Source organism: Yersinia aleksiciae, from assembly GCF_001047675.1.
GTDB lineage: Bacteria > Pseudomonadota > Gammaproteobacteria > Enterobacterales > Enterobacteriaceae > Yersinia > Yersinia aleksiciae.
Map to the genome: position 1 here is coordinate 1,307,708 of NZ_CP011975.1, position 22,191 is coordinate 1,329,898.

Below are 22,191 nucleotides of genomic sequence, written 5' to 3' on the forward strand. Positions count from 1 at the left end.
GTCATCATGAACTCATCACTCAACCACCCGCCACAGGGGCGGCCCACGGCTGCATGGCGTTTAGGATTTGTCAGCTTGTTGATGGCCACAGCGTTCAGCCTGCCGGCCGTTAGCCACGCGGCAGATATCACGCTGGAACAGGCGCTCACCTCCGCCGAACGCTATTCGGCTGAATTGTCTGCCAATCAACATCAGGTTAATGCACTGGAAAATATGGCCAGTTCCGCCACGCAATTACCGGATCCCAAACTCAAATTTGGCATTGAAAACTTGCCGGTCGGCGGCAGCAATGCGCGCCGTTTTACCCGCGAGGGCATGACCATGCAGCGCGTCGGCATCATGCAGGACTACATCAGCAGCGATAAGCGGCAGAGAAAGGCCGATACCCTCAACGCCGAAGCCCGCAAAACGGCAGCAGGTAGCGAAACTATTCGCACCCGGCTGCAAAAAGAGGCCGCGCAGGCGTGGTTGGATCTGGCCCTGACTGAGCAGACGGTCAGCGATGCCAAAGTGTTGGTGCAGGAGAGTGAAAAACAGGTGGCGCTGCAACGGGCGGGGGTGGCCAGCGGTGGCGCACTCCCCAGCAGTGTGCTCGATGCCCGCCTGACACTCTCGTCCATGCAAGACAGATTGACCACCGCCCAGCGGGATGTCGCCTTGGCACAAACCCAGCTAACCCAACTGACGGGGATCGAGGTCAATCACATCAGCGGCCCCTTGCCCCACTTCACCCGCCTGCCGGCCGAGATAATCGTGTTGCGCGAGGCGATAAATCAACACCCAGAGGTCTTGCTCGCCAGCCGTGAAGCGGAGGTTGCCAAAGCCCGCTCGGCGCAATCCGCCATTGCCGCCACCCCCGATATTGGGATTGAAGTCTATTACGCCAAACGGGCGGATGAATATGAAGATATGGCAGGCGTGATGGTCACCGTCGATCTGCCGCTGTTCCGCTCACAGCGGCAGGACAAAGATTACGCCGCTGATGTCTCGCGCTCCATGGAGGCCAACGACCAGTTGACCTTACTGACCCGTGACCATCGGGCGCAGCTCGACACACTGTTGGCGCAGTATCAGGCCACCCAGCAGTTATGGCAGCGGCAAACCGATGAAGTGTTACCACTGCAAAAACAACGGGTTAATTTGGTTATGGCGCAGTATCAGGCCAATAAAAGTGATTTGAGCAGTGTGCTGGAAGCACGGCGCGCCCTACTCGACAGCCAACTCAATGCCAGCAATGCCGCCAGAGAGTTAGCCCGCACTTGGGCTGCCATCCGTTATCTGACCCCGCAGGAGAGCGCGCAATGAAAAAGCAATTGAGTTTAACTTTGGTGGCGGTCGCGGTGATCAGTGGCCTTGCCGGTTATCTGCTAGGGAGACCCGCGTCACAAGCGGCCCCCGCAGCAGCAACCCACACCGAAGCGACGGCAGACAATGGCCGCACCGTGCTCTATTGGTATGATCCGATGTCACCCGGTCAGCGTTTCGATAAACCGGGGAAATCACCTTTTATGGATATGGCGCTGGTGCCGCGCTATGCCGGTGAAACCGCTGACGATGGCGGCGTGACCATCAGCGCTCGTCAACAGCAAAATCTGGGCGTGCGCACCGCGCCAGCAGAAATGCGCTCGCTCGACTATCGCCTGAACGGCTACGGCACCGTCGCCACCGATGAACGTAGCCTGCAAGTGATCGCCGCGCGAGCTAACGGCATCATTGAGCAATTGTATGTACGTGCCAATCAGCAGCCAGTCACTAAAAATCAGCCATTGGCTCAGCTCTGGGTACCCGATTGGAGTGCTGCCCAGCAGGAGTATCTGGCGATCCGCACTTTGGGCGATAGCCAATTGACCGCAGCCGCCCGCCAACGGCTACAGCTGCAATTTATGCCCGAAGAGGTGATTCGCAGCGTAGAGCGAAGCGGTCAGCCGCAAACACGGGTGACATTGCGCTCTCCGTCTGATGGCTATGTGAATAAGCTGGATATCCGCGCGGGTTCGCAAGTCACCGCAACGCAATCGCTGTTCGAGCTGGCTAGCCTCGATCCGGTATGGATCGTCGTCGATTATCCGCAATCGCAAGCCAGTTTGCTCACTCTCGGCAGCACTATTGCCGCCACCACCGCCAGTTGGCCGGGTGAGACGTTCCATGGCAAAGTCAGCGAGTTACTGCCCAATATGGATCTCGCCACCCGCAGTCTAAAAGCGCGGATCCTGCTGGAAAATCCGCAGCAGAAGCTCAAACCGGGTATGTACCTGAGTGTGCAATCGGCCTCCGCAGATAAGCGACAACCTGTGCTGGCGATCCCACAGGAAGCCTTACTGATGAGTGGCAGCCGCAACACCGTACTGCTGGCGGAAGGAGAGGGTTACTTTAAGCCGATTGAGGTCAGTGCAGGACAAACTCAGGACGGCTGGGTCGAGATCAAATCGGGGCTGAATGTGGGTCAGTTAGTGGTCACGTCAGGCCAATTCCTGATCGATTCAGAAGCCAGCCTGCAAAGCGCCCTGCCGCAAATGGATGAGATGCCAGCCACCGTCACGCCGCCAGCGGAGAGTGCAGCAGGCAATCCGGTGGATATCTACTCGGTACAAGGGGAGGTCAAAGGGATAAACGGGCAGACCATAACTTTGTCTCACGGCCCGATCGCTGCCCTGAAATGGGGGGCGATGACCATGGATTTCCTGCTGCCCGCAGGCCAGTTAGCACCGGAAATCAGGGTGGGGAGCCAGGTTAACTTTACCTTTACCCTCAGTGAACAAGGGGCGCAGATCCGTCAGATCCAGCCGGTAAAATCAAATAGCAGTGCTGATATCCATGGAGGCCACTTATGATTGCCGCCATTATCCGCTGGTCACTGCGTAACCGGCTGCTGGTGCTACTCGGTGCGCTGATGATGGCCGCGTGGGGGATCTGGTCACTGCAACAGACGCCACTCGATGCCCTACCGGATCTCTCTGATACGCAAGTGATTATCCGCGTCAGCTACCCCGGCAAAGCGCCGCAAGTGGTGGAAGATCAGGTCACTTATCCGCTCACCACTACCATGCTCTCGGTGCCTGGTGCCAAAACCGTGCGCGGTTTCTCGATGTTTGGCGATGCCTATGTCTACGTGCTGTTTGACGATGGCACTGATCCATATTGGGCACGCTCACGGGTGCTGGAGTATCTCAGCCAAGTACAATCTACCCTGCCCGCCGAAGCCAAAGCCTCACTGGGGCCAGATGCCACTGGGGTCGGCTGGATCTATGAATACGCCTTAATCGACAGAAGCGGCAAACACAGTTTGGCCGATCTGCGCGCCTTGCAAGATTGGACGCTGAAATTTGAGCTGAAAACCGTGCCGAACGTCTCGGAAGTCGCCAGTGTCGGCGGCATGGTGCGCCAGTATCAAGTGGTGCTCGACCCCGAACGGATGCGCGCGCTGAATCTCTCCCACCAACAAATTGCCAGCGCCATTAGTGACAGCAATCAGGAGGGCGGCGGTTCGGTGCTGGAGATGGGGGCCGCCGAATATATGGTACGGGCCAGCGGCTACCTGAAAACGCCAGATGATTTTAGGAATATCGTGATCACCGCCCGTGATGGCATTCCTATTTTACTGTCTGATGTTGCCAGCATACGCATGGGGCCAGAAATGCGTCGGGGTGTGGCGGAACTGAACGGCGAAGGGGAAGTCGCTGGCGGCATCATCGTGATGCGTTACGGCAAAAATGCGCTGGAAACGATTAATGGCGTGAAAGAGAAACTGCAACAGATTCAGCGCAGCTTACCCGCTGGCGTGGAGATCGTGCCGGTTTATGACCGCTCGCAGCTGATCACCCAAGCCATTGACAGCCTGTCATTTAAGCTGCTGGAGGAGTTTCTGGTCGTCGCGGTGATCTGCTCACTGTTCCTGTTCCACTTCCGCTCGGCACTGGTGGCGATCATCACCCTGCCGCTGGGGATTCTCGGCGCATTTATCGTGATGCACTATCAGGGGGTCAATGCCAATATTATGTCCCTCGGCGGCATCGCTATTGCTATCGGGGCCATGGTGGATGCGGCGATCGTGATGATCGAGAACATGCACAAGGTGCTGGAGCAGTGGCGAAGAGATCACCCCGGACAGACGCCGGTCAGTCAGGACTATTGGCGCATATCAGAACAGGCAGCAATTGAAGTCGGCCCGGCACTATTTTGCAGCTTATTAATCATCACCTTATCCTTTATCCCGGTCTTTACCTTACAGGCGCAGGAGGGGCGAATGTTCTCCCCGCTGGCCTTTACCAAAACCTACGCCATGGCAGTTTCGGCGGGGTTAGCCATCACGCTGGTTCCGGTATTAATGGGCTATTTTATTCGCGGAAAGATCCCCGATGAGAATGCCAACCCGATTAACCGCACCTTGATCGCGCTATATCATCCGGTGCTCACCGCCGTGTTGGCCCGGCCTAAAACCACATTAGCGATCGCCGGTATGTTACTGCTGGCAACCCTCTATCCTCTTAGTCGCTTAGGCAGCGAATTTATGCCTGCGTTGGATGAGGGCGATTTGCTGTATATGCCCTCCACCCTGCCGGGGATCTCGGTGCGGGAAGCCAGCCACTTGCTGCAACAAACCGACCGCCTGATCAAAACAGTACCGGAAGTGGCGACAGTCTTTGGTAAAGCCGGGCGGGCCGAAACAGCCACCGATCCCGCGCCGCTCACCATGATCGAAACCACCATCCGCTTTAAGCCCAAGGATCAATGGCGGCCCGGTATGACCATGGATAAATTGATCGAGGAGTTGGATGCCACCGTCAATGTCCCCGGTATTGCCAATCTGTGGGTTCCGCCGATTCGCAACCGGCTGGATATGCTGTCGACCGGCATCAAAAGCCCTGTTGGGATCAAAGTTAACGGCAAAAATGTGCAGCAAATCGAGCAGGTCGCACAGCAAATTGAGCAGGTGGTACGCAAAGTGCCAGGTGTCACTTCGGCACTGTCTGAACGGCTGGCTGGTGGCCGTTATGTGGATATTGATATCGACCGTAAGCGGGCTGCCCGCTATGGGGTTTCCGTCAAAGAGCTGCAATCACTGGTGGCAACGGTGATTGGCGGGCAAAACGTCGGTGAAACCATCGAAGGGCGCGAGCGCTACCCCATCAATCTGCGCTATCCACGGGAAATTCGCGATTCGCTGCAAAAACTGCGTGATTTACCCGTAGTGACGGCCAATGGCGGGCAAGTGGCACTCTCTGAGCTGGCCGATATTAAGGTGACAGAAGGCCCGCCCATGCTGAAAAGTGAAAATGCACGTTTATCGGACTGGGTGTATGTCGATCTGCGTGGGCGGGATTTAAAATCTGCCGTCACCGAGATGCAACAGGCGGTCGCACAACAGGTGAAGCTGCCGGAAGGGGTATCACTCGGCTGGTCGGGGCAATTTGAGTATCTGGAACGGGCGACGGCGAAACTGAAAATTGTATTGCCCGTCACTTTAATGATCATTTTCGTGCTGCTCTACGTGACGTTCAGCAGTGTCCGCGATGCCGCGCTGATCATGGCCACCCTGCCCTTTGCGCTAATTGGCGGTGTCTGGTTGTTGTATGGGCTGGGGTATAACTTTTCGGTGGCCGCCGCCGTGGGCTTTATCGCACTGGCGGGGGTGGCCGCGGAATTTGGCGTCATCATGGTGCTCTATCTCAATCAGGCAGTGAAAAAGCATCAGCAACCCGGCACGCCGATGACCGCCAGCCAGATGAGCGCTGCGATTCATGAGGGAGCTGTTCTGCGAGTGCGGCCAAAAGCCATGACCGTCGCCACCATTATGGCGGGCCTGCTCCCGATCATGTGGGGTGGCGGCACCGGTTCTGAAGTGATGCAGCGTATTGCCGCACCAATGATTGGCGGGATGGTCAGTGCTCCGCTGCTTTCGATGTTGGTTATTCCGGCGGTATATATGCTGCTGCATAAAAAAGAGCGCTAACCACCGTAAAAACGCAATAAAATCACCCTAGCCCTCACTCTTGTCTCACCGGAGTGAGGGCTTTCTCTTTGTCGCCTGATAACCTCTCAGAACAATTGATATAACCTAGGCGAGCCAATCCAGTCAGTGTCCATAACGATCCCTATATCAAACCCAAATAGGACATGACTCAGACCCTTACCGTTAATTAACCTTTCTACACTATCGGTATCTCATAAAAAACAAATATTATATTTTGAGGTATAAAAACACGATACCAATGTCAAAATACAGAAGAATAGCGCGATAATTGTAACTTCATAAAAAGTAAAATAACATAAAATATAATATATTAAAAAAATAGTAAGAATAGATAATGATAAATAATAAATAATAGCATGAACTTTCTCGATACCAGCTTGTTAATAACAATTACATCGTGCAAGAATATGCCAAGCAAACATTGAAACTTTTAAGATTTTAAATAAAAAATCAACAAACCCTTAATAATCTTACTTCTATTAATGTATGAAAAAGAAAAAACCTTACCCTCGATAACATCAACGAGACTCAAAGAGAAATATCCACATAACAAAACAGAGCTTATTCATGGCAAGGTAAGCCGTTAAAACACTCAAATAGTAAGCAGAAACTTATATAGGATAGGTAGCCGTCAATATGGAGAAAAACGATATCGTGTTTAAATTAGAAGGGACAGTGCTATTCTCTCCCGCACAACGCTGCCTAAATGGCCCCGATGGTACGGTAGCCATATTAACTGAAAATAATCTCAGGTTCTTGCAACTGTTACTGAACGGCGTGACTGAAAAAGAGCAGATTATTAATCAGGTGTGGAAGGAACAACGAGGTGCTGTTAGCGAAAGCAGCTACTACGGGCAACTCTATATGCTGCGTAAGGCATTCGTTCAGGTAGGACTGAAAGAAACACTTATCCATACTATTCCACGTAAAGGCGTGCGCTATACCGGTACAGTCAATCAAATTGCAGTGTGCAATGAGCGCGAACAGCAACAGAGTGATAGTCACCATCCAATAGCCGCTAACATCATACCGGTAGTGCTGCCTCCGACACTAATAAAAAGCCCCGCCACACCGATATCTCAACCACCGACCAAATCGAGTTTTTTACAGAGCCACCGCTGGAAGAAATTGATTTCTCTGTTAGCCTTTTTCTCTTTTTGTTGGCTCTCATTTCTCTCAGTCTTAATCGTTATTATCTTATTCAATAATGAAGTTCCACCTCACTAACATCATAGATAAGATGGGTGTGATTTAAAAAGACTAAATGATGATGATAAAAAGGTATTCACCAAAAAAACACCGTTTAATAAATACCACTACGAACGAGGCCAAATTAAAAGCATCGATTCGGGTAGCAACAAAATATCGACAAAAACTCAATATAAAATAACGGGAAATATCCCATAACTACTTTAAAGGAAAACGAACATGATGAACTTAATCACTAAAGGCTATATCACAGCTCAGCTTAAAACCCAAGAGTTTATGAAAGACAACCGTGGATCTATTATTGAGTATGTGATGATTATTGCATTGGCGGGCCTCCTTATTACTGCGGCTAAACAACCATTAACAGACCTCGTTAATGACCTGGTTGCCAATGCTCAGAAAGCTGTTAGTTGATATAAATCAAGAAAAATAAGCTTCACTAGCCAATATGGCAACCTCATGTTGCCATATTACTACTATATATTAGGAATGGATTTGGATATACTTAATACATCGTTAATCGCTCTATTAGTGCTACAGCTTTTGCTAATTTGCTATAGCGACATTCGTCACCGCGTCATTAGCAATAAGTTAATTATCACTATCGCGATCAATACGCTAGCTTTAGGTTTTGCTAAATACCATACGGTTAACATTGCTATTCCGCTGTTCGCACTGTTGACGGGCTATATCATTTTTCATTTCAAATTAATAGGGGGTGGTGATGTAAAGTTAATTACCGTACTACTCTTCGCTATAACCGCCGGCCAATCTCTGGATTTCATTCTTTATACTGCGATTATGGGTGGCGTGGTGATGATAATAGGTATGCTGATCAATCGGGCTGACATTCAACAGAGAGGGGTGCCTTATGCTGCTGCCATTACGAGTGGTTTTTTATTATCTCTGTTTACCTAAAAAATTATCGCCCAAGAACATAGAGGTTATCAATAATGAACCGTAAGCTTATCTTATTATTTTCACTTATTGTCGTGGCAATAGGTGCCGCTGGCATATTAACAAATAGTGAAGATAATGGTAATACTCTCACTGATTTAGTCGAATCGAAAAAAGAGAAAGACGTTACAGTGATACTAGCACAATCAACACATGCCTTATCATCAGGAAGGATCTTAACTGAAGAAGACTATGCGCTGAAAACAGTTATAGTTCCAGAATCAAGCGAGTTGATAAAAAGTGATGTGTCAAACCTCGAAAATATTAGCAATTACTTATTGAAATCAAATGTGCTTACCGGCTCTTATATTACTCACGAGATATTAGTATCGCCTGACAGCAATGAATTCAGACAACTGATGCTAAAAAATAGTGAGATTATTTATAAATTTAACATAAAGAAGCAAGATGAATATTTACTCGACACATTACGTGTTGGTGATCTACTCTCCTTTCAATTAAGAACGCTTGAAACGGATAAAAGGAAAGGAATAGAGAATAGCATTACTATTGATACAAAAGAGCTGAATGATAGAAAAGAACAAAACTACTCTTTAACCAAAATCATTTCAAATATGCGGGTAGTAAGAATAAAAAAGAATTCTTCAAACGAATTATCAGAAAAAAATAGCAATAATCAAAAGACCGAAGATGAATCACATGGTTATATAGAGGTCATAATAAATACGGAGGAACTCGGTCTAATACTTATAGCAGAAAAAGCAGGTGATACGTTCTTGATACCCAACACTAAGTTGGGTGATGAAAATCATAAAACAAAAAACTTACATGACATTTTACCTAAATTACGCACAATAAGAGAGCTAAGAGGATGAGATCAACCAGAACAAGATACTCAAGCTGGGATATATTATTTTTCTTATTTATTATCGTAGTTTTTCAGGTCGCGGTTAACAAAGCCAATGCTAAATCAGCTTATATCTCTCCGGGCGAGTCATACATCATTAATACGCAGGAAGAGATAGAGACTGTTTTTGTTTCTGCCGCAGCGATAGCTGACTATGAATTAGTCGGTAAAAACAGCGTTATCGTTTATGCCAAACAAGAAGGAACCGCAGAGTTCATATTGTTCAACGATAAACACCAAGCGATTACCAAGAAAAACATTATGGTAAATAGTATCATTAACACTGCAAATAAAAGAATAATGATTGAGTATCCTGAGAGTAATGTTGAAATTGATAAAATAGGAGAAAGCTATATTTTAACTGGACAGGTGGAATCAGAAGAAGCAAAAGATACCATCGCCACTATTGTTGGCGAAGCTATTGGCAGTGGGAAAGAGAAGGCTGGTGAGAAGCAGTACCTTAGTACACCAGATTATTCAAAAATCGTTAATAAGTTAAAGCTTCCACAATCCAATCAAGTGAATGTCAAACTCACCATTGCCGAAGTTACCAAGGATTTCACTGATAATGTCGGGATAGATTGGAGCACGATAGGAAACACTATTGGTTCTTTCCAGTTATTTAAATTCAATGCCCGCGGTATTAGTAATTTAGTCCATGCAATTAATGATAACTCGATTGCCCGTGTTTTAGCCGAGCCTAACCTCTCCGTATTATCAGGCGAAAGTGCATCGTTCTTGGTTGGCGGAGAAATACCTATTATTAGTGCCACATTAAATGAGCAAACAGTGACTTACAAAGAGTATGGTATCAAACTCGATATCGGTGCCAAAGTAAACGAAAAAAAACGAATACGCATTTTAATAAATGAAGAAGTGAGCAGCGTAGGGAAATCATTTAAAGTTGAAGGTGGGGACTCTTATCCTGTATTAAAAACACGTAAGGCTGCGACCACTTTGGAGTTAGGGGATGGGGAAAGCTTTATCCTGGGTGGACTCATCAGTAATGTCGAAAGAGAATCACTCAAGAAAATTCCATTAATAGGTGAAATTCCTATATTAGGCGCGCTCTTCCGTAATGCAGAAACTGAACAAAGCCAAACTGAACTGGTCGTGATCGCCACAGTAAATCTGGTTAAACCTGTATCAAGGAAAGAAATTGAGTTACCTAATTTTATGCATACCTCAACACTTGAACGCCTCTTTAATTTCACTCATATCATGGATCTCAAGAGGGAAAAGATGGCTAAAGAATTTATACGTAAAGGAGGATTTATCAAATGAAATTATTAATATTCAGTAGCATTTTTTTATCCTCCAGTTTATCTCTGGCCTCATCCATTATTAAACCTGTAGAGAGTGATCGCGTATTTACTTTCGAAAACAAAAACCATCTTATTATGAGAGTGAATAATAGACAGGCAGATGGGATAATTAAAACAGAATATAATCCTTGTAGATATAACATTAATGACTATCGTTTGTTAAAAAATGGAGCAGTTGGATGTGCCGTTAACAACAACCGAAAAAAATCTATTGCTAATGGTGATGTATGCAACTAATTCTCAACAAAGACTTAATTAACAGGAAAGAGAGTCGGGTAAAAAACACTATCGTTATTATTTCCGAACGAACTTGGTTGATAGAACAAGTTTCAGAAAAAATACGACTCGCTGATATGAATAGTATTAAAGAAGTCAGAAAAAATATCTTTAATGCATCTACCATTAACTTACCAGATCAAACTGTCGGTGTGATTATTGATATTGGTGAAAACAGTGACATTGAAGACACGCTGACTTTAATAAAAAACCATATCCCGCGTGACTGCTGGTGTGTATTGGTCGGCGACATAGACTCAATCACTATTGCACAACAGTTTACTGATCGCGGAATGCTCTATTTAAATATACAGTCACAATCTGCTGAACTAACACAGCATCTGCTTAATGGCATCCAGATAGAGTCAGAAAGAAAAGCTTTTTTTATCAGTGTGCTCGGCTGTAAAGGAGGGATTGGCAATACACTGCTTAGTTATCATTTATCACATGAACTGACTCAAATAAAAAAATCGCCTACGTTGCTGTTACAAGGGAATCAAGGATCACAAGATCTTGACCTCGTCACAGAAAAAAGGATGTCGGCTGAACTCACTGAATATCAGAAAAATTTTGATCTTATGCTTTGCAAAGAGAAAGACTTAAATGAGATTAATATCCATAAAGATAAAAAACATAATTTTATCGTATTCGATCAACCTATTCATAACACCAAGAAAGAAAACTTAACCGATTATATTGAATACTCTAACTGTATTATTTTGTTACTTGATAATAGTATGATATCCGTTCGTATTGCTAAAGAGTTCATTGATGCTTATTCACGATTTAAGCGGGATAACCGGCGAGGAATTAAGCTGATAACTTGTTTGAATGAAAGTCGCCCGGTAACTAAAGACATGCTAAACACCTCTGACCTACAATCATTACTGGGTTTGACAGTAGACATTAAAATACCTTATATAAGCAAATCAAACAAGTCATACAATGATTCAAATTATTTTGGCCGCAGAAAAAAATCAATAACTGAATTAGCCAAGCTCACACTTGGCATCCGAATTGATGCACCTACATATAATAAATTGTGGGCTAATAAGGTTATGAATCTTCTAAAATAGAAAGGTTGGGTCATGAAAGTATCATTAATCATACAAGAACTAATTCGTGAGAAAATGCTAGCTAACATTGACATAGATAAAGTGGAACATCTTGTTGATGACTATAGCAAACTCAGTAATTTACTTTCGCAAACATTCTATGAGTTATTTAATGATAATGAACATCAATTAACAACCCAAGATCAGAAAAAGATCATCGAAATGATAGCGGATGAGATCACAGGATTTGGACCACTAAGAGAATTAATGGAGGATGATTCCATTAGTGATATTATGGTTAATGGCCCTGAGAAAATATTTATTGAACGCTATGGATTAATAAGCTTAAGTAATCGTCGATTTATTAATAATACTCAACTGACAGATATTACCAAACGCTTAATGCAACGGGTAAACCGCCGTATTGATGAAGGTCGGCCTCTGGCGGATGCACGGTTAATTGATGGCAGTCGAATCAATGCAGCAATCAGTCCTATAGCATTAGATGGGACAGCACTTTCTATCCGAAAATTTAGTAGCAATAAAAGAAAATTAGAAGACTTGGTTGATATGGGAGCCATGAGCAGCGACATGGCTAATTTTTTGATTATTTCCGCCAGTTGCCGAGTCAATATTATAATCTCTGGCGGCACCGGCTCAGGGAAGACAACGTTACTCAACGCGCTATCAAAATATATCTCTGAAAATGAGAGAGTGATTACTTTAGAAGACGCCGCTGAGCTGAATCTTGAGCAGCCCCATGTTGTACGGATGGAAACACGCCTGGCGGGTTTGGAAAATACCGGGCAGATCACTATGCGTGATTTAGTGATTAACTCACTGCGTATGCGCCCTGACAGGATCATTATTGGTGAGTGTCGAGGTGAAGAAACCTTTGAAATGCTTCAGGCGATGAATACTGGCCATAATGGTTCAATGTCGACCCTGCATGCTAATTCACCGCGTGATGCTATTGCCCGGTTGGAGAGTATGATCATGATGGGGCCAGTTAATATGCCTATCTTTACTATTCGGCGTAATATTGCTTCAGCGATCAATTTGATAGTGCAAGTTTCACGGATGAATGATGGCTCACGAAAAATACGCTATATCAGTGAAATTATGGGGATGGAAGGTGAGAATGTCGTCTTACAGGATATATTTTCATTTAAGCCCAAGAAAGAACGCGATCAGCAAGGTAAAATACAAGGTGATTTTATCAATCATGGTTTATTCAGCCGCTCCGCTGTCAGGATAAATGCCGATATCTATAACTTATCAAATGAATTAAGCAGCATTTTTTCTGTGGTGGAAGAATGATTTATTACATTACGTTAGCATTCGGAGTTATATTATTCTCTCTAAACAGCATTAAGTGGATTAAGATAAAGAAATCCATTGATAACACTGAAAGAAGGTCGTTTAAGAAAGAGCTCAATATCATAAGCTTCGCTAAAAACATATTATTAGAGTGGACTGATTATCTATCTTATATAATTAAAAATAAAAACAAAAAACACATTTCCATTCCGATAATTTATTTTTTTTGCGTTTACGCAGCCAATTGTTATTGGTTTAACATTAATGCCATTGCTGTTCTGATTTTTATATTTATCAGCATGCTATATATTCAACTAAAGCTATCAAGAAAATTGCATCAATCTCTTTTCAATCAGGATTTTCCCGAAGTTCTTTTGATGATAAATATGGCCGCCAGCAGTGGTGCAAGTATCAATCAAGTACTAGAGCGCTGTAGACATGAGATAGGTGGCCCACTAGGCCATGAACTTAACCTTATTTGTCGGAAGCTTAATTTGGGGGAGTCACCTGAAGCCGTCTTTTATGATGCCTATAAGCGTTTTCATTACCCTGAATTCTATTTTCTTATTACCATCATTTTACTTAACCTCCAGCAAGGTGGGCAATTAAGAGAACTGACTAACCGCTTATCGAGCGTGATCACCAAAAACAAAACAACTGAGCAGAAAAAATCCGTGATGACAGCTCAAACACGTATGTCAGTCAATATTATCTCTTTAATGCCGATTGCATTCTCTTTGCTACTCTATTTTATTGACCCAACAACAATAGATTCAATGTGGAACCACCCTATTGGTCGGATAATATTTTACTATATTATCGCCAGCGAAATAATTGGGATATCATTAATAAGAGGAATGCTCAGGAAAATATTATGAAAATATTTATATTTATTGCCATTGTATTACTTGGGGTGATTATATTATTAAGAGTGAAGTCAAATTCAAATAAAATATCAATATACAATAGAATAAGTGAATATGAAACACCACAAGAAATAACAGGCAAAAAGAAAGAAGGAAGTAATCAGAGTAAAGATCTATCTGATTTCATCCACCTTCCGTTTATTCTCCATAATGTGGTTTATTTAAAATTTGTCATTATAGCCATATCTCTAATGATAGTGACTATATTTTTCGTTACAAATACAATCAACCTCAGCTTAAATAGCTCGATAATTATAGGATTAACTATTTTATTAGTGACACTGTATCTCCCAAAATTAATAATGAAAAATGTGATCGCCAGAAGAACTGAGTCAGTGCTCAAATCACTCCCTTTTTTTATTGATATTACGGCCGCATGTGTTCAGTCTGGCATGACGATAGACAGCTCATTGAGTTATACCGCACAAAAATTCAAATTGATAAACCCCGACTTGAGTCTAATAATGAACAAAATGGCCAAACGAGCTGAAATCAATGGGTTGGAAAGTGCAATTAAAGAATTACATCAGTGTTCAACTAAAACTGAAATGAGAATGTTTTGCAGCACTCTACAATATAGCATTAGTTTTGGCTCTTCTGTTTACGATCAATTAATTAAGCTATCTCAGGATATAAGAGAAATGCAGCTATTAGTTACAGAGGAAAAAATCAGTAAGTTATCAACGAAATTGACAATACCTTTATTCATTTTTATTGTTATTCCCTTTATCGTCTTAGTTATATCACCTAGTATATTGGAGTTGATTTCATATGTACAAAACAATTAAGTCTACTATCATTGTTTCCATTTTTACTTTTATACTTAATGGCTGTGCTTCTAATAGTATGAGTCAAAAAGAATTTTCTTATCGAGAAAGCATCTTACTCAAAGCCAATAATTATGGTGGACTCATTAGCTTATACCGAGAGAAATTAAAATCAAAAGAAGATGATTCGATTAGGCTAAAATTAGCCAATGCCTACTATCTTGCAGGTGACAGCAAGTCATCTCTATATTATTTACAGCCGATAGTTAATAAGGAGAATGAATCATTTTATATCCTGCAAGCCAAGAATCTAATCAATATCAATGATATCGATGCTGCTCAGACTGCTGTAAATAAGCTCATTGCCATTTCACCAAGTAATGCCGAAACACATAACTTGAACGGGATTGTCCTTGCAAATAATGGTGAAACACATAAAGCGGAAACAGCCTTTGAGCAATCTCGATCCTTGTTCATTTCTGATGAAACAGCAATGAATAATCTCGCGGTCGTGGCAATGCTCGATGACCGTTATACTGATGCGGTCAGAATACTTTTACCTGACTATCTGGCGGGCAATAAAAATCCGCTAATGTTACATAATTTGGTATTCTCACTTATTCAATTAGGCGACACCCAGTATGCTAAAAAGATAATTATTGCTGATAAAATGGCGACCGACCCTGATGAGTTGATATTAGCGTTGAGTCAAGTCAGTAATCTTCGTCAACAAAAATCAAGTGATGAAGGTGCATAATGCGTGAGAGAAGATGGCTTTTTTTTCGCTCAAATAAGGGTTCCGTTGCTATTGAGTTTTCAATAGTATTCGTTCTATTTGTATTGACACTACTGTTCTCATCTGAAGCCGCCCGCTTATTTTATATATCTGCCAGCCTGGATCTGGCAGTATCTGAAGCTGCGAAGTCAGCTAAAAATAAAGAAAATGGTGATAACGCAACCTATCAATCAAAATTCTTTGAGAAACTAAATGCTCAACAAGGTATGTTGGGGAAATTTATTAACCAAAATAATCATGTTACTGTTGATGTAAAGTTTAGTAAAAACATATCAGATATTATTGCGGATAACATGAGTGCCATATATGCCAATCAAAAACTGGCTCGCTATACAGTAAAATACACTTATCATCCTATTTTTTTCCCTATCTCCTCCATCTGGGCTGCTACTTTATTATCTCGCGAGGTGATTTTTGTACAAGAAAATTAGCTATAACCGTTTTATTAGTAGCCGCAACGGGGCCGTCATTATCGAATTCGTTTTTATTCTTTTCATTCTGACACTACTTATAAAAATACTCATTACTGTTACAGCATATCAATCAACTGTAGGTAAATTGGACCGACTTTCATATTCTCTTGCTGGAATAGTCAGGGAGCGAAATAAGTTATATAGCGATGATCATGATCTGACTCAGGCACAAGTGGCAGAGTTAAAACAACTCGCTGAAAAAATGCTGTTAGATTCAGGAGTGGATAGTAATAATCTTGCGATGAGGATAGAGACATTACATTTTATTCCTTCCGCATCTGGAACAAAGAATATTGATAATCAGAAAACCGGGTCATTTAGCATCGGAGTCTGTCAACCAACCAGACAATTAAATGATATGCAGGACTTGTCGCCCTATGCTAATACAACAGGCCGCTGGATACCCCTTTATCAGGTGACATTATGTCTACCTACAGCACCTTGGTATAACACCTTATTTAATGGGGGTGGAACAGCCACTCCGATAAAATCATCCGCAGTGACTATTGAAAGATGATACCTAGCTTATCGGGATATTATCATGAAATTAAAAGGATATTTATGCTAACGAATAGACCTACTTTTCGTAAAAATAATTTACTTTCACTATTTATGAAAAATGAACAAGGTACCATTTTATTGCCTTTTCTTGTACTCCTACCTCTTTTTATTGGGTTATTATTCTTATCTTTTGAAATCTCACTTTTTTTGCAGAAAAAAGCCAAACTTTCTGATGCTATTGAACAAGCAACACTTGCATTAACCGTTGAGAATAACGATGTGCCAGATGTAGCTCAAACAGCGAAGAATAGCCACTTAGTTAACGATTATGCCAGAGCATATTTACCATCTGAAAGCTTTTCAGTACCCGTGATTGATATCATTAAAAACAGTGATCACCTTGAATATAACTCTAAAACCACCATGAGTTACTCAGCTAAATTTTTAGACAAGACCCAAATCGCGATGGTAAGCACAGAAGACAATGGTGCAGCCAAGAAGGATATTACAGCCCAACCCTCTGAATCAACGGATGTAGTATTTGTTTTAGATTATTCAACCTCAATGAATTGGCCTTTTAATAGAACTGATGATAAAAGGCAAAAAATTGATATTTTAAGAGACATATTTCAAAGTTTAAATAGTACTATATTTGAAAATAAGAAGATCAATACTATTGGGTTTATACCATTCTCATGGGGAACTAAAACTATTGTAGGGCGGGGACCGAAAGATAAATATAATTGTCATTTCCCTTTTGTACCTAAAAAAAACATGCAAAATGGGGATTACCTTAGAAAATACTCTCCATCTAACTTAAAACCGTTTTTGACGCCGAAAAGCTTTAATGATGTCAAAGATATTGCATATGGGCGATTACATCTTGACCAATACCATGACATTTACCTTAAAATATTGGCTGAAATAGAAAATAGAAAATCCACTTCAGCTTTAGAATTTCTGGATAGAACCTATAATATATCAAAACCCGTTAATATAATGGATATTATAGAAGATAACATTGATTATGATAAAACAATCAATTCAATATCTAAAGGGTTTGCTAAAATAAACACCTCTCTAGATGAGATACTTAATACTGCTATTTGTTTAAAGGGAGCCAATATAAGCTCACTAGATATTTCCAATATTAAGAATATAAAAAATACTCTTTCAGCAAGACCCTCCGGAGGTACATTGGTAAGTTCTGGCATATTAGCTGCTAATGAAGAATTCAACAATACGAATAATAATAGGAAAAAATTAATGGTCATTCTGTCTGACGGTGAAGACTCAAATGACGAAAATCCACCGGGTAAATTCAAAGATAGAGCTGCTTTTCACATCACCCAAAAGCTTATTGGCAAAGGGATGTGTGAAGCCATTGCTGCTAATAAAATTACCATGGCGTTTATTGCTATTGGATATGCCCCTGAAAAAGCAAAGGCACATAATTATATTGACTGGAAAAAATGCGTCGGCGAAGATAATTTCTACGAAGCACATAATGCCCACGAATTAGAAGCCGAGCTCAGAGAGGTATTAGGGGCTAAAACCTCCAGTGAGGTGGGACGTAATACACCTAAACATTAATATGATCAGGCGCGGTCGTATTCATTCACCACCGCGCCTGTTACAGGCTACTTAGCGCCGCCGGCTTCCATACCGACTAATCCAACCTTGAGGTAACCCGATTTACGCAGCGCATCCATCACGCTCATCAAGGTTTCATAATCCACCACTTTATCTGCCTGGAAGAAAATAGTGGTCTCTTTGTTGGATTGGGTCATTTTATCCAGTGCCGCCGCCAGTGTGTCGCGATCAACCTGCTGGTCACCGACATATAACTGGTTATCCGCTTTAACCGTCAGGAATACCGGTTTCTCTGGCCTTGGTTGTGGCACCGCAGAGGAGGCCGGTAGATCCACTTTGATATCAACTGTGGCCAATGGTGCCGCCACCATAAAGATAATCAGTAATACCAACATCACATCGATAAAGGGTGTCACGTTAATTTCGTGTAATTCACCACTTTCATCGAGGTTATCATTCATCCGCATTGCCATAAATCACCCCGCACGCAATTGGTGAGGTTGCTTAGATGACTTTGCTTCAGCGCTGCTATTCAGATCAAGGTCACGACTTAACAGCAGTAACACCTGCGCGGCAACATCACCCACTTGTGCACGATAAGAACCAATCAAGCGAGCAAAAATATTGTAGATAACCACCGCAGGAATTGCCGCGACCAAGCCTAACGCCGTTGCCAATAAAGCTTCAGCGATACCCGGCGCAACAACTGCCAGATTAGTGGTCTGCGAATGGGCAATGCCGATAAAGCTGTTCATGATGCCCCAAACCGTACCAAACAACCCGACAAAGGGGGAGATTGCACCGATCGTGGCGAGGAAACCATTACCTTTACCCATTTGGCGGCCAATTGCAGCAACCCGACGCTCTAAACGGAAAGCAGTCCGCTCTTTAATGCCGTTGTGATCATTCGATTCTGCCGACAACAAACGTTCGTTCTGCGCTTCACGCAGCAACAGGCTGCTAATGCTGTCGGAGGCAAACACCTCTGCCCGCTCGGATGCGGTATCCAGATCGGTTACTGCACCAATAACTTCATGTTCTCGCAGTAAGCGGCGGCGTGCGCGGAAGAGTTCAGTGCCTTTGGAGAACAAAATGGTCCAAGTGACGATTGATGCCAATACCAGGCCAATCATCACGCCTTTCACCACCACGTCGGCATGTTGATACATGCCCCAGACAGATAGGTCCATCGCCAGCCCTTGTGGGACGGGTGCCGTTAATGGCTGAACCATCGGTGCTGGATTGGCTTCGCCGTTTGCTGCTGTTGCCGCCACGGTGGCGATTTCCGGTGCAGGTAGCGGGGTCGACGTTGCAGTTGTTGGTGTAACGGATGAAGCGACAGCACTGCCGTTACCTGGTGCCGCTTGCGCATGACCCGCTAAGCCTGCCACCAGCAATAATGCCATGACACCTGTCATCACCTGACCTTGCACCCATGATTTATCTTTAATCTCTTTGCCAGCTGTTTTCACGCTGTGCCTCCACCCAATATGCATATCAATTTAAGGACGAAATCAGGTGCCGATCATATCAAACAAATGGGGGATTGATAGTAATTATCATTAGTGTTTACGCCGATTTTTTGAGAAAAAATGAGAAATCGTCTGATATCAGGGAGTACGCCGCTTGGCTAACAGGATTGAAGAATTAGCTGTACAGCGAGAGTGACATTAACTGTAAATATGGGAAATTGATTGATTGGACGCCATAACACCGTTGCAGGATGTAATTCCTCCCACTTATGACTCATTAATAAATGTCTCATTTTGCCACTTCCGCAGTATTTTCCCATGATTAACCCATAGAAAACAGCGGGTCACCCTATTGAGTTTTTTTCATGTTAAAAGCTACGCCCACCTAACAATCATCATGTTAACGTAAGAAATAATTTCCCCTATAAATGCTACCAATGAAACCTGGGCATCGCTGATAAGAAGGTAACAACGAAATCATGTCTGCTAATAAACCCACCACCGAAAAGCTGGAAACACTCCTGGTCAGCGCGGGCAGGAGTAAGAAGTTCACCCAAGGCTCAGTCAATACCGTGATTCAGCGGGCTTCCTCTCTGGTTTTCGACTCGGTTAAAGCGAAAAAACATGCCACCATTAATCGGGGAAATGGCGAGCTTTTCTATGGCCGCCGCGGCACCCTAACCCATTTCTCTTTGCAGGAAGCGATGACTGAGCTGGAAGGTGGCGCAGGGTGCGTCCTTTATCCTTGCGGTGCTGCCGCCATCAGCAATGCAATTTTGTCATTTGTTTCAGCGGGCGATAATGTGCTCATGACCGGTTCGGCCTATGAACCAGCGCAAAGTTTTTGCGATAAAATTTTGTCGCGCATGAATATCACCACCACCTATTTTGACCCAATGATTGGCGCGGGAATTGCCGCCCTGATTACCCCAGAAACCAAAGTCGTTTTCCTTGAGTCCCCCGGCTCTATCACCATGGAAATACAAGATATTCCGGCGATGGTGAAAGCGATCCGTGCTGTCGCTCCTGAGATGGTCATTATGATGGACAATACTTGGGCGGCCGGTGTGCTGTTTAAAGCATTGGATTTTGATATTGATATCTCCATCCAATCAGGGACGAAATACATTATTGGTCACTCTGATGCCATGCTGGGCATTGCGGTTGCCAACGCTCGCTGTTGGGAGCAACTGCGAGAAGACTCTTATCTGATGGGGCAAATGGTCGATGCAGACACTGCTTACCTTGCCAGCCGTGGGTTGCGCACGCTAAGTGTTCGCCTAAAACAGCATGAGAAAAACAGTATCGAGATCGCCCACTGGTTGGCTCAGCGCCCAGAAGTTGCGGCGGTCTATCACCCCGCACTGCCTGACTGCAAAGGTCATGAATTCTACTTGCGCGACTTCACTGGCTGTAACGGCTTGTTCTCCTTTGAGCTGAAAGAGGAGTTAACGCAGCAGCAGTTGGAAGCCTATCTCGACCACTTCACTCATTTCAGTATGGCTTTCTCATGGGGTGGGTTTGAGTCCTTGATTCTGGGTTATCAGCCCAAGGATATCCGCGCCATTCGCCGCTATGAGGGCGAAGGAATTAAAGGCACATTATTCCGTCTGCATATTGGTCTAGAGAATGTTCAGGATTTGCAAGACGATTTGACAGCAGGGTTTGAGCGCATTAAAACCGTGCAGTAACGGGTTCTGAACAACATGACTTATTTTTATCGGCATAACTTGTTTTTATCGGAATGACTTGTTTTTATCGGAATGACTTGTTTTTATCGGAATGACTTGTTAATGCGCGGTGACAATCTCCGCGCATTAATCCTCTCTTACAAAAATAGTATCAACGGCATGTATATATCCCCGCAAAAATTCAGTTATTGAGGATAAGATCAATGTGGATCAGCGCCAATGCAGATACACTAGGTCGGTCCACACAACTATTCGTCGTTACAAACATTCGTCGTTACAGACAATATCCTCACACGATAGGCAAACAGGAACAGAAATGGATGTATTACGCGAAATCCTTCATGCCTTATGGCAGCAGGATTTTAGTAAACTTGCCGACCCGAATGTGATTTGGGTTATTTACGGCATACTCTTTACCACTCTATTTTTAGAAAACGGTCTGTTACCGGCGTCTTTCCTTCCCGGTGATAGCCTGTTGCTATTGGCGGGTGCATTAATTGCCAAGGGCGTTATGGGCTTTATGCCTACAATGATAATTTTAACCATTGCCGCCAGCCTCGGTTGTTGGCTGAGCTACCTGCAAGGGTTGTGGTTAGGCGATACCAAAGTGGTAAAAAGGTGGCTGTTACAGCTACCGATCCATTATCGTCAGCGTGCCCACACGCTATTTGTGCGCCATGGTCTGGCCGCGCTGATTATTGGTCGTTTTCTCGCCTTTGTGCGTACCTTGTTGCCCACACTGGCCGGTATTTCTGGCCTGAACAGCGCTCGTTTTCAGTTCTTTAACTGGCTCAGTGGGCTGCTTTGGGTTGGCAGTGTCGTAGGGCTGGGTTTCGCGCTTAGCCATATTCCCTTGGTTAAACATTATGAAAACCAAGTGATGACTGCACTGATGATTTTACCCATTGTTCTGCTGCTGGTCGGTTTGATCGGCACACTGGTTCTGGTGTGGTGTAAACGTAAAAATGTGACTGAATAGGCAAGCAGTCAC

21 protein-coding genes are annotated in these 22,191 nt (G+C 43.9%); 19 read left to right on the forward strand and 2 right to left on the reverse strand.

Annotation, left to right across the window (positions count from 1 at the left end; genetic code table 11):
- The first annotated feature begins 6 nt into the window (after nt 1–6).
- The 17 genes from ACZ76_RS06040 (at nt 7) to ACZ76_RS17935 (ending at nt 18,037) form a co-directional block, all read left to right on the forward strand.
- On the forward strand, nt 7–1,305 hold the full coding sequence (locus tag ACZ76_RS06040) for a TolC family protein (RefSeq protein ID WP_048617728.1): 1,299 nt from the start codon (nt 7–9) through the stop codon (nt 1,303–1,305).
- Nucleotides 1,302–2,831, forward strand: a complete 1,530-nt coding sequence (locus tag ACZ76_RS06045) for an efflux RND transporter periplasmic adaptor subunit (protein WP_048617729.1) — start codon at nt 1,302–1,304, stop codon at nt 2,829–2,831. The genes ACZ76_RS06040 and ACZ76_RS06045 overlap by 4 nt, the downstream gene beginning before the upstream one ends.
- Entirely contained in the window at nt 2,828–5,950 is a 3,123-nt protein-coding gene (locus ACZ76_RS06050) for an efflux RND transporter permease subunit (RefSeq protein WP_048617731.1), read from the forward strand. The genes ACZ76_RS06045 and ACZ76_RS06050 overlap by 4 nt, the downstream gene beginning before the upstream one ends.
- A gap of 657 nt (nt 5,951–6,607) precedes the next feature.
- Nucleotides 6,608–7,198 carry a winged helix-turn-helix domain-containing protein gene (locus ACZ76_RS06055; protein WP_048617733.1) on the forward strand — a complete coding sequence of 197 codons (591 nt, stop codon included), beginning with the start codon at nt 6,608–6,610 and terminating at the stop codon, nt 7,196–7,198.
- A gap of 201 nt (nt 7,199–7,399) precedes the next feature.
- The gene (locus tag ACZ76_RS06060; RefSeq protein WP_048617734.1) at nt 7,400–7,594 is read left to right on the forward strand and encodes a hypothetical protein; all 195 of its coding nucleotides are present in this window, start codon (nt 7,400–7,402) and stop codon (nt 7,592–7,594) included.
- Nucleotides 7,595–7,675: 81 nt separating this feature from the next.
- Complete coding sequence (locus ACZ76_RS06065) at nt 7,676–8,098, forward strand: A24 family peptidase (RefSeq protein WP_048620206.1); 423 nt, start codon at nt 7,676–7,678, stop codon at nt 8,096–8,098.
- Between the two features lie 35 nt (nt 8,099–8,133).
- Nucleotides 8,134–8,973 (forward strand): hypothetical protein, encoded by an 840-nt coding sequence (locus ACZ76_RS06070; protein WP_048617736.1) that lies wholly within the window; start codon nt 8,134–8,136, stop codon nt 8,971–8,973.
- Nucleotides 8,970–10,289, forward strand: a complete 1,320-nt coding sequence (locus ACZ76_RS06075; RefSeq protein ID WP_048617738.1) for a type II and III secretion system protein family protein — start codon at nt 8,970–8,972, stop codon at nt 10,287–10,289. Before ACZ76_RS06070 ends, ACZ76_RS06075 begins: the two co-directional genes overlap by 4 nt.
- Complete coding sequence (locus ACZ76_RS06080) at nt 10,286–10,567, forward strand: hypothetical protein (protein WP_048617741.1); 282 nt, start codon at nt 10,286–10,288, stop codon at nt 10,565–10,567. The genes ACZ76_RS06075 and ACZ76_RS06080 overlap by 4 nt, the downstream gene beginning before the upstream one ends.
- Nucleotides 10,558–11,682: a pilus assembly protein CpaE gene (locus ACZ76_RS06085; RefSeq protein ID WP_048617743.1), complete on the forward strand. Its 1,125-nt coding sequence runs from the start codon at nt 10,558–10,560 to the stop codon at nt 11,680–11,682. Before ACZ76_RS06080 ends, ACZ76_RS06085 begins: the two co-directional genes overlap by 10 nt.
- 12 nt (nt 11,683–11,694) lie before the next feature.
- The gene (locus ACZ76_RS06090; RefSeq protein WP_048617744.1) at nt 11,695–12,981 is read left to right on the forward strand and encodes a CpaF family protein; all 1,287 of its coding nucleotides are present in this window, start codon (nt 11,695–11,697) and stop codon (nt 12,979–12,981) included.
- Entirely contained in the window at nt 12,978–13,859 is an 882-nt protein-coding gene (locus ACZ76_RS06095) for a type II secretion system F family protein (protein ID WP_048617746.1), read from the forward strand. Before ACZ76_RS06090 ends, ACZ76_RS06095 begins: the two co-directional genes overlap by 4 nt.
- Nucleotides 13,856–14,695 (forward strand): type II secretion system F family protein, encoded by an 840-nt coding sequence (locus tag ACZ76_RS06100; RefSeq protein ID WP_048617748.1) that lies wholly within the window; start codon nt 13,856–13,858, stop codon nt 14,693–14,695. The genes ACZ76_RS06095 and ACZ76_RS06100 overlap by 4 nt, the downstream gene beginning before the upstream one ends.
- The gene (locus ACZ76_RS06105) at nt 14,679–15,431 is read left to right on the forward strand and encodes a tetratricopeptide repeat protein (RefSeq protein ID WP_048617750.1); all 753 of its coding nucleotides are present in this window, start codon (nt 14,679–14,681) and stop codon (nt 15,429–15,431) included. Before ACZ76_RS06100 ends, ACZ76_RS06105 begins: the two co-directional genes overlap by 17 nt.
- Nucleotides 15,431–15,901: a TadE/TadG family type IV pilus assembly protein gene (locus ACZ76_RS06110; protein WP_048617751.1), complete on the forward strand. Its 471-nt coding sequence runs from the start codon at nt 15,431–15,433 to the stop codon at nt 15,899–15,901. The genes ACZ76_RS06105 and ACZ76_RS06110 overlap by 1 nt, the downstream gene beginning before the upstream one ends.
- A complete protein-coding gene (gene tadF, locus ACZ76_RS06115; protein WP_048617753.1) occupies nt 15,885–16,460 on the forward strand; it encodes a tight adherence pilus pseudopilin TadF in 576 nt (191 codons plus the stop codon). The genes ACZ76_RS06110 and tadF overlap by 17 nt, the downstream gene beginning before the upstream one ends.
- 44 nt (nt 16,461–16,504) lie before the next feature.
- Nucleotides 16,505–18,037, forward strand: coding sequence for a vWA domain-containing protein (locus ACZ76_RS17935; protein ID WP_053082170.1), 1,533 nt, complete (start codon nt 16,505–16,507; stop codon nt 18,035–18,037).
- A gap of 47 nt (nt 18,038–18,084) precedes the next feature.
- On the opposite strand, the gene exbD is transcribed toward ACZ76_RS17935, so the two are convergent.
- Nucleotides 18,085–18,510, reverse strand: a complete 426-nt coding sequence (gene exbD, locus ACZ76_RS06130) for a TonB system transport protein ExbD (RefSeq protein ID WP_048617754.1) — start codon at nt 18,508–18,510, stop codon at nt 18,085–18,087.
- A gap of 3 nt (nt 18,511–18,513) precedes the next feature.
- A complete protein-coding gene (gene exbB / locus ACZ76_RS06135) occupies nt 18,514–19,509 on the reverse strand; it encodes a tol-pal system-associated acyl-CoA thioesterase (RefSeq protein WP_074007636.1) in 996 nt (331 codons plus the stop codon).
- A 479-nt stretch (nt 19,510–19,988) separates the two neighbouring features.
- On the opposite strand from exbB, the gene metC reads away from it, so the two are divergent.
- Both metC and ACZ76_RS06145 read left to right on the forward strand, forming a co-directional pair.
- Complete coding sequence (gene metC / locus ACZ76_RS06140; protein WP_048617756.1) at nt 19,989–21,200, forward strand: cystathionine beta-lyase; 1,212 nt, start codon at nt 19,989–19,991, stop codon at nt 21,198–21,200.
- Nucleotides 21,201–21,516: 316 nt separating this feature from the next.
- Nucleotides 21,517–22,179 (forward strand): DedA family protein, encoded by a 663-nt coding sequence (locus ACZ76_RS06145; protein WP_048617758.1) that lies wholly within the window; start codon nt 21,517–21,519, stop codon nt 22,177–22,179.
- Nucleotides 22,180–22,191: the final 12 nt, after the last annotated feature.

What these genes read in the sequence shown, in the direction of transcription:
- ACZ76_RS06040 (WP_048617728.1), top strand. Translation starts at nt 7, where the DNA reads ATGAACTCATCACTCAACCACCCGCCACAGGGGCGGCCCACGGCTGCA.
- ACZ76_RS06045 (WP_048617729.1), top strand. Translation starts at nt 1,302, where the DNA reads ATGAAAAAGCAATTGAGTTTAACTTTGGTGGCGGTCGCGGTGATCAGT.
- ACZ76_RS06050 (WP_048617731.1), top strand. Translation starts at nt 2,828, where the DNA reads ATGATTGCCGCCATTATCCGCTGGTCACTGCGTAACCGGCTGCTGGTG.
- ACZ76_RS06055 (WP_048617733.1), top strand. Translation starts at nt 6,608, where the DNA reads ATGGAGAAAAACGATATCGTGTTTAAATTAGAAGGGACAGTGCTATTC.
- ACZ76_RS06060 (WP_048617734.1), top strand. Translation starts at nt 7,400, where the DNA reads ATGATGAACTTAATCACTAAAGGCTATATCACAGCTCAGCTTAAAACC.
- ACZ76_RS06070 (WP_048617736.1), top strand. Translation starts at nt 8,134, where the DNA reads ATGAACCGTAAGCTTATCTTATTATTTTCACTTATTGTCGTGGCAATA.
- ACZ76_RS06075 (WP_048617738.1), top strand. Translation starts at nt 8,970, where the DNA reads ATGAGATCAACCAGAACAAGATACTCAAGCTGGGATATATTATTTTTC.
- ACZ76_RS06080 (WP_048617741.1), top strand. Translation starts at nt 10,286, where the DNA reads ATGAAATTATTAATATTCAGTAGCATTTTTTTATCCTCCAGTTTATCT.
- ACZ76_RS06085 (WP_048617743.1), top strand. Translation starts at nt 10,558, where the DNA reads ATGCAACTAATTCTCAACAAAGACTTAATTAACAGGAAAGAGAGTCGG.
- ACZ76_RS06090 (WP_048617744.1), top strand. Translation starts at nt 11,695, where the DNA reads ATGAAAGTATCATTAATCATACAAGAACTAATTCGTGAGAAAATGCTA.
- ACZ76_RS06095 (WP_048617746.1), top strand. Translation starts at nt 12,978, where the DNA reads ATGATTTATTACATTACGTTAGCATTCGGAGTTATATTATTCTCTCTA.
- ACZ76_RS06100 (WP_048617748.1), top strand. Translation starts at nt 13,856, where the DNA reads ATGAAAATATTTATATTTATTGCCATTGTATTACTTGGGGTGATTATA.
- ACZ76_RS06105 (WP_048617750.1), top strand. Translation starts at nt 14,679, where the DNA reads ATGTACAAAACAATTAAGTCTACTATCATTGTTTCCATTTTTACTTTT.
- ACZ76_RS06110 (WP_048617751.1), top strand. Translation starts at nt 15,431, where the DNA reads ATGCGTGAGAGAAGATGGCTTTTTTTTCGCTCAAATAAGGGTTCCGTT.
- ACZ76_RS17935 (WP_053082170.1), top strand. Translation starts at nt 16,505, where the DNA reads ATGCTAACGAATAGACCTACTTTTCGTAAAAATAATTTACTTTCACTA.
- exbD (WP_048617754.1), bottom strand. Translation starts at nt 18,510, where the DNA reads ATGGCAATGCGGATGAATGATAACCTCGATGAAAGTGGTGAATTACAC.
- metC (WP_048617756.1), top strand. Translation starts at nt 19,989, where the DNA reads ATGTCTGCTAATAAACCCACCACCGAAAAGCTGGAAACACTCCTGGTC.
- ACZ76_RS06145 (WP_048617758.1), top strand. Translation starts at nt 21,517, where the DNA reads ATGGATGTATTACGCGAAATCCTTCATGCCTTATGGCAGCAGGATTTT.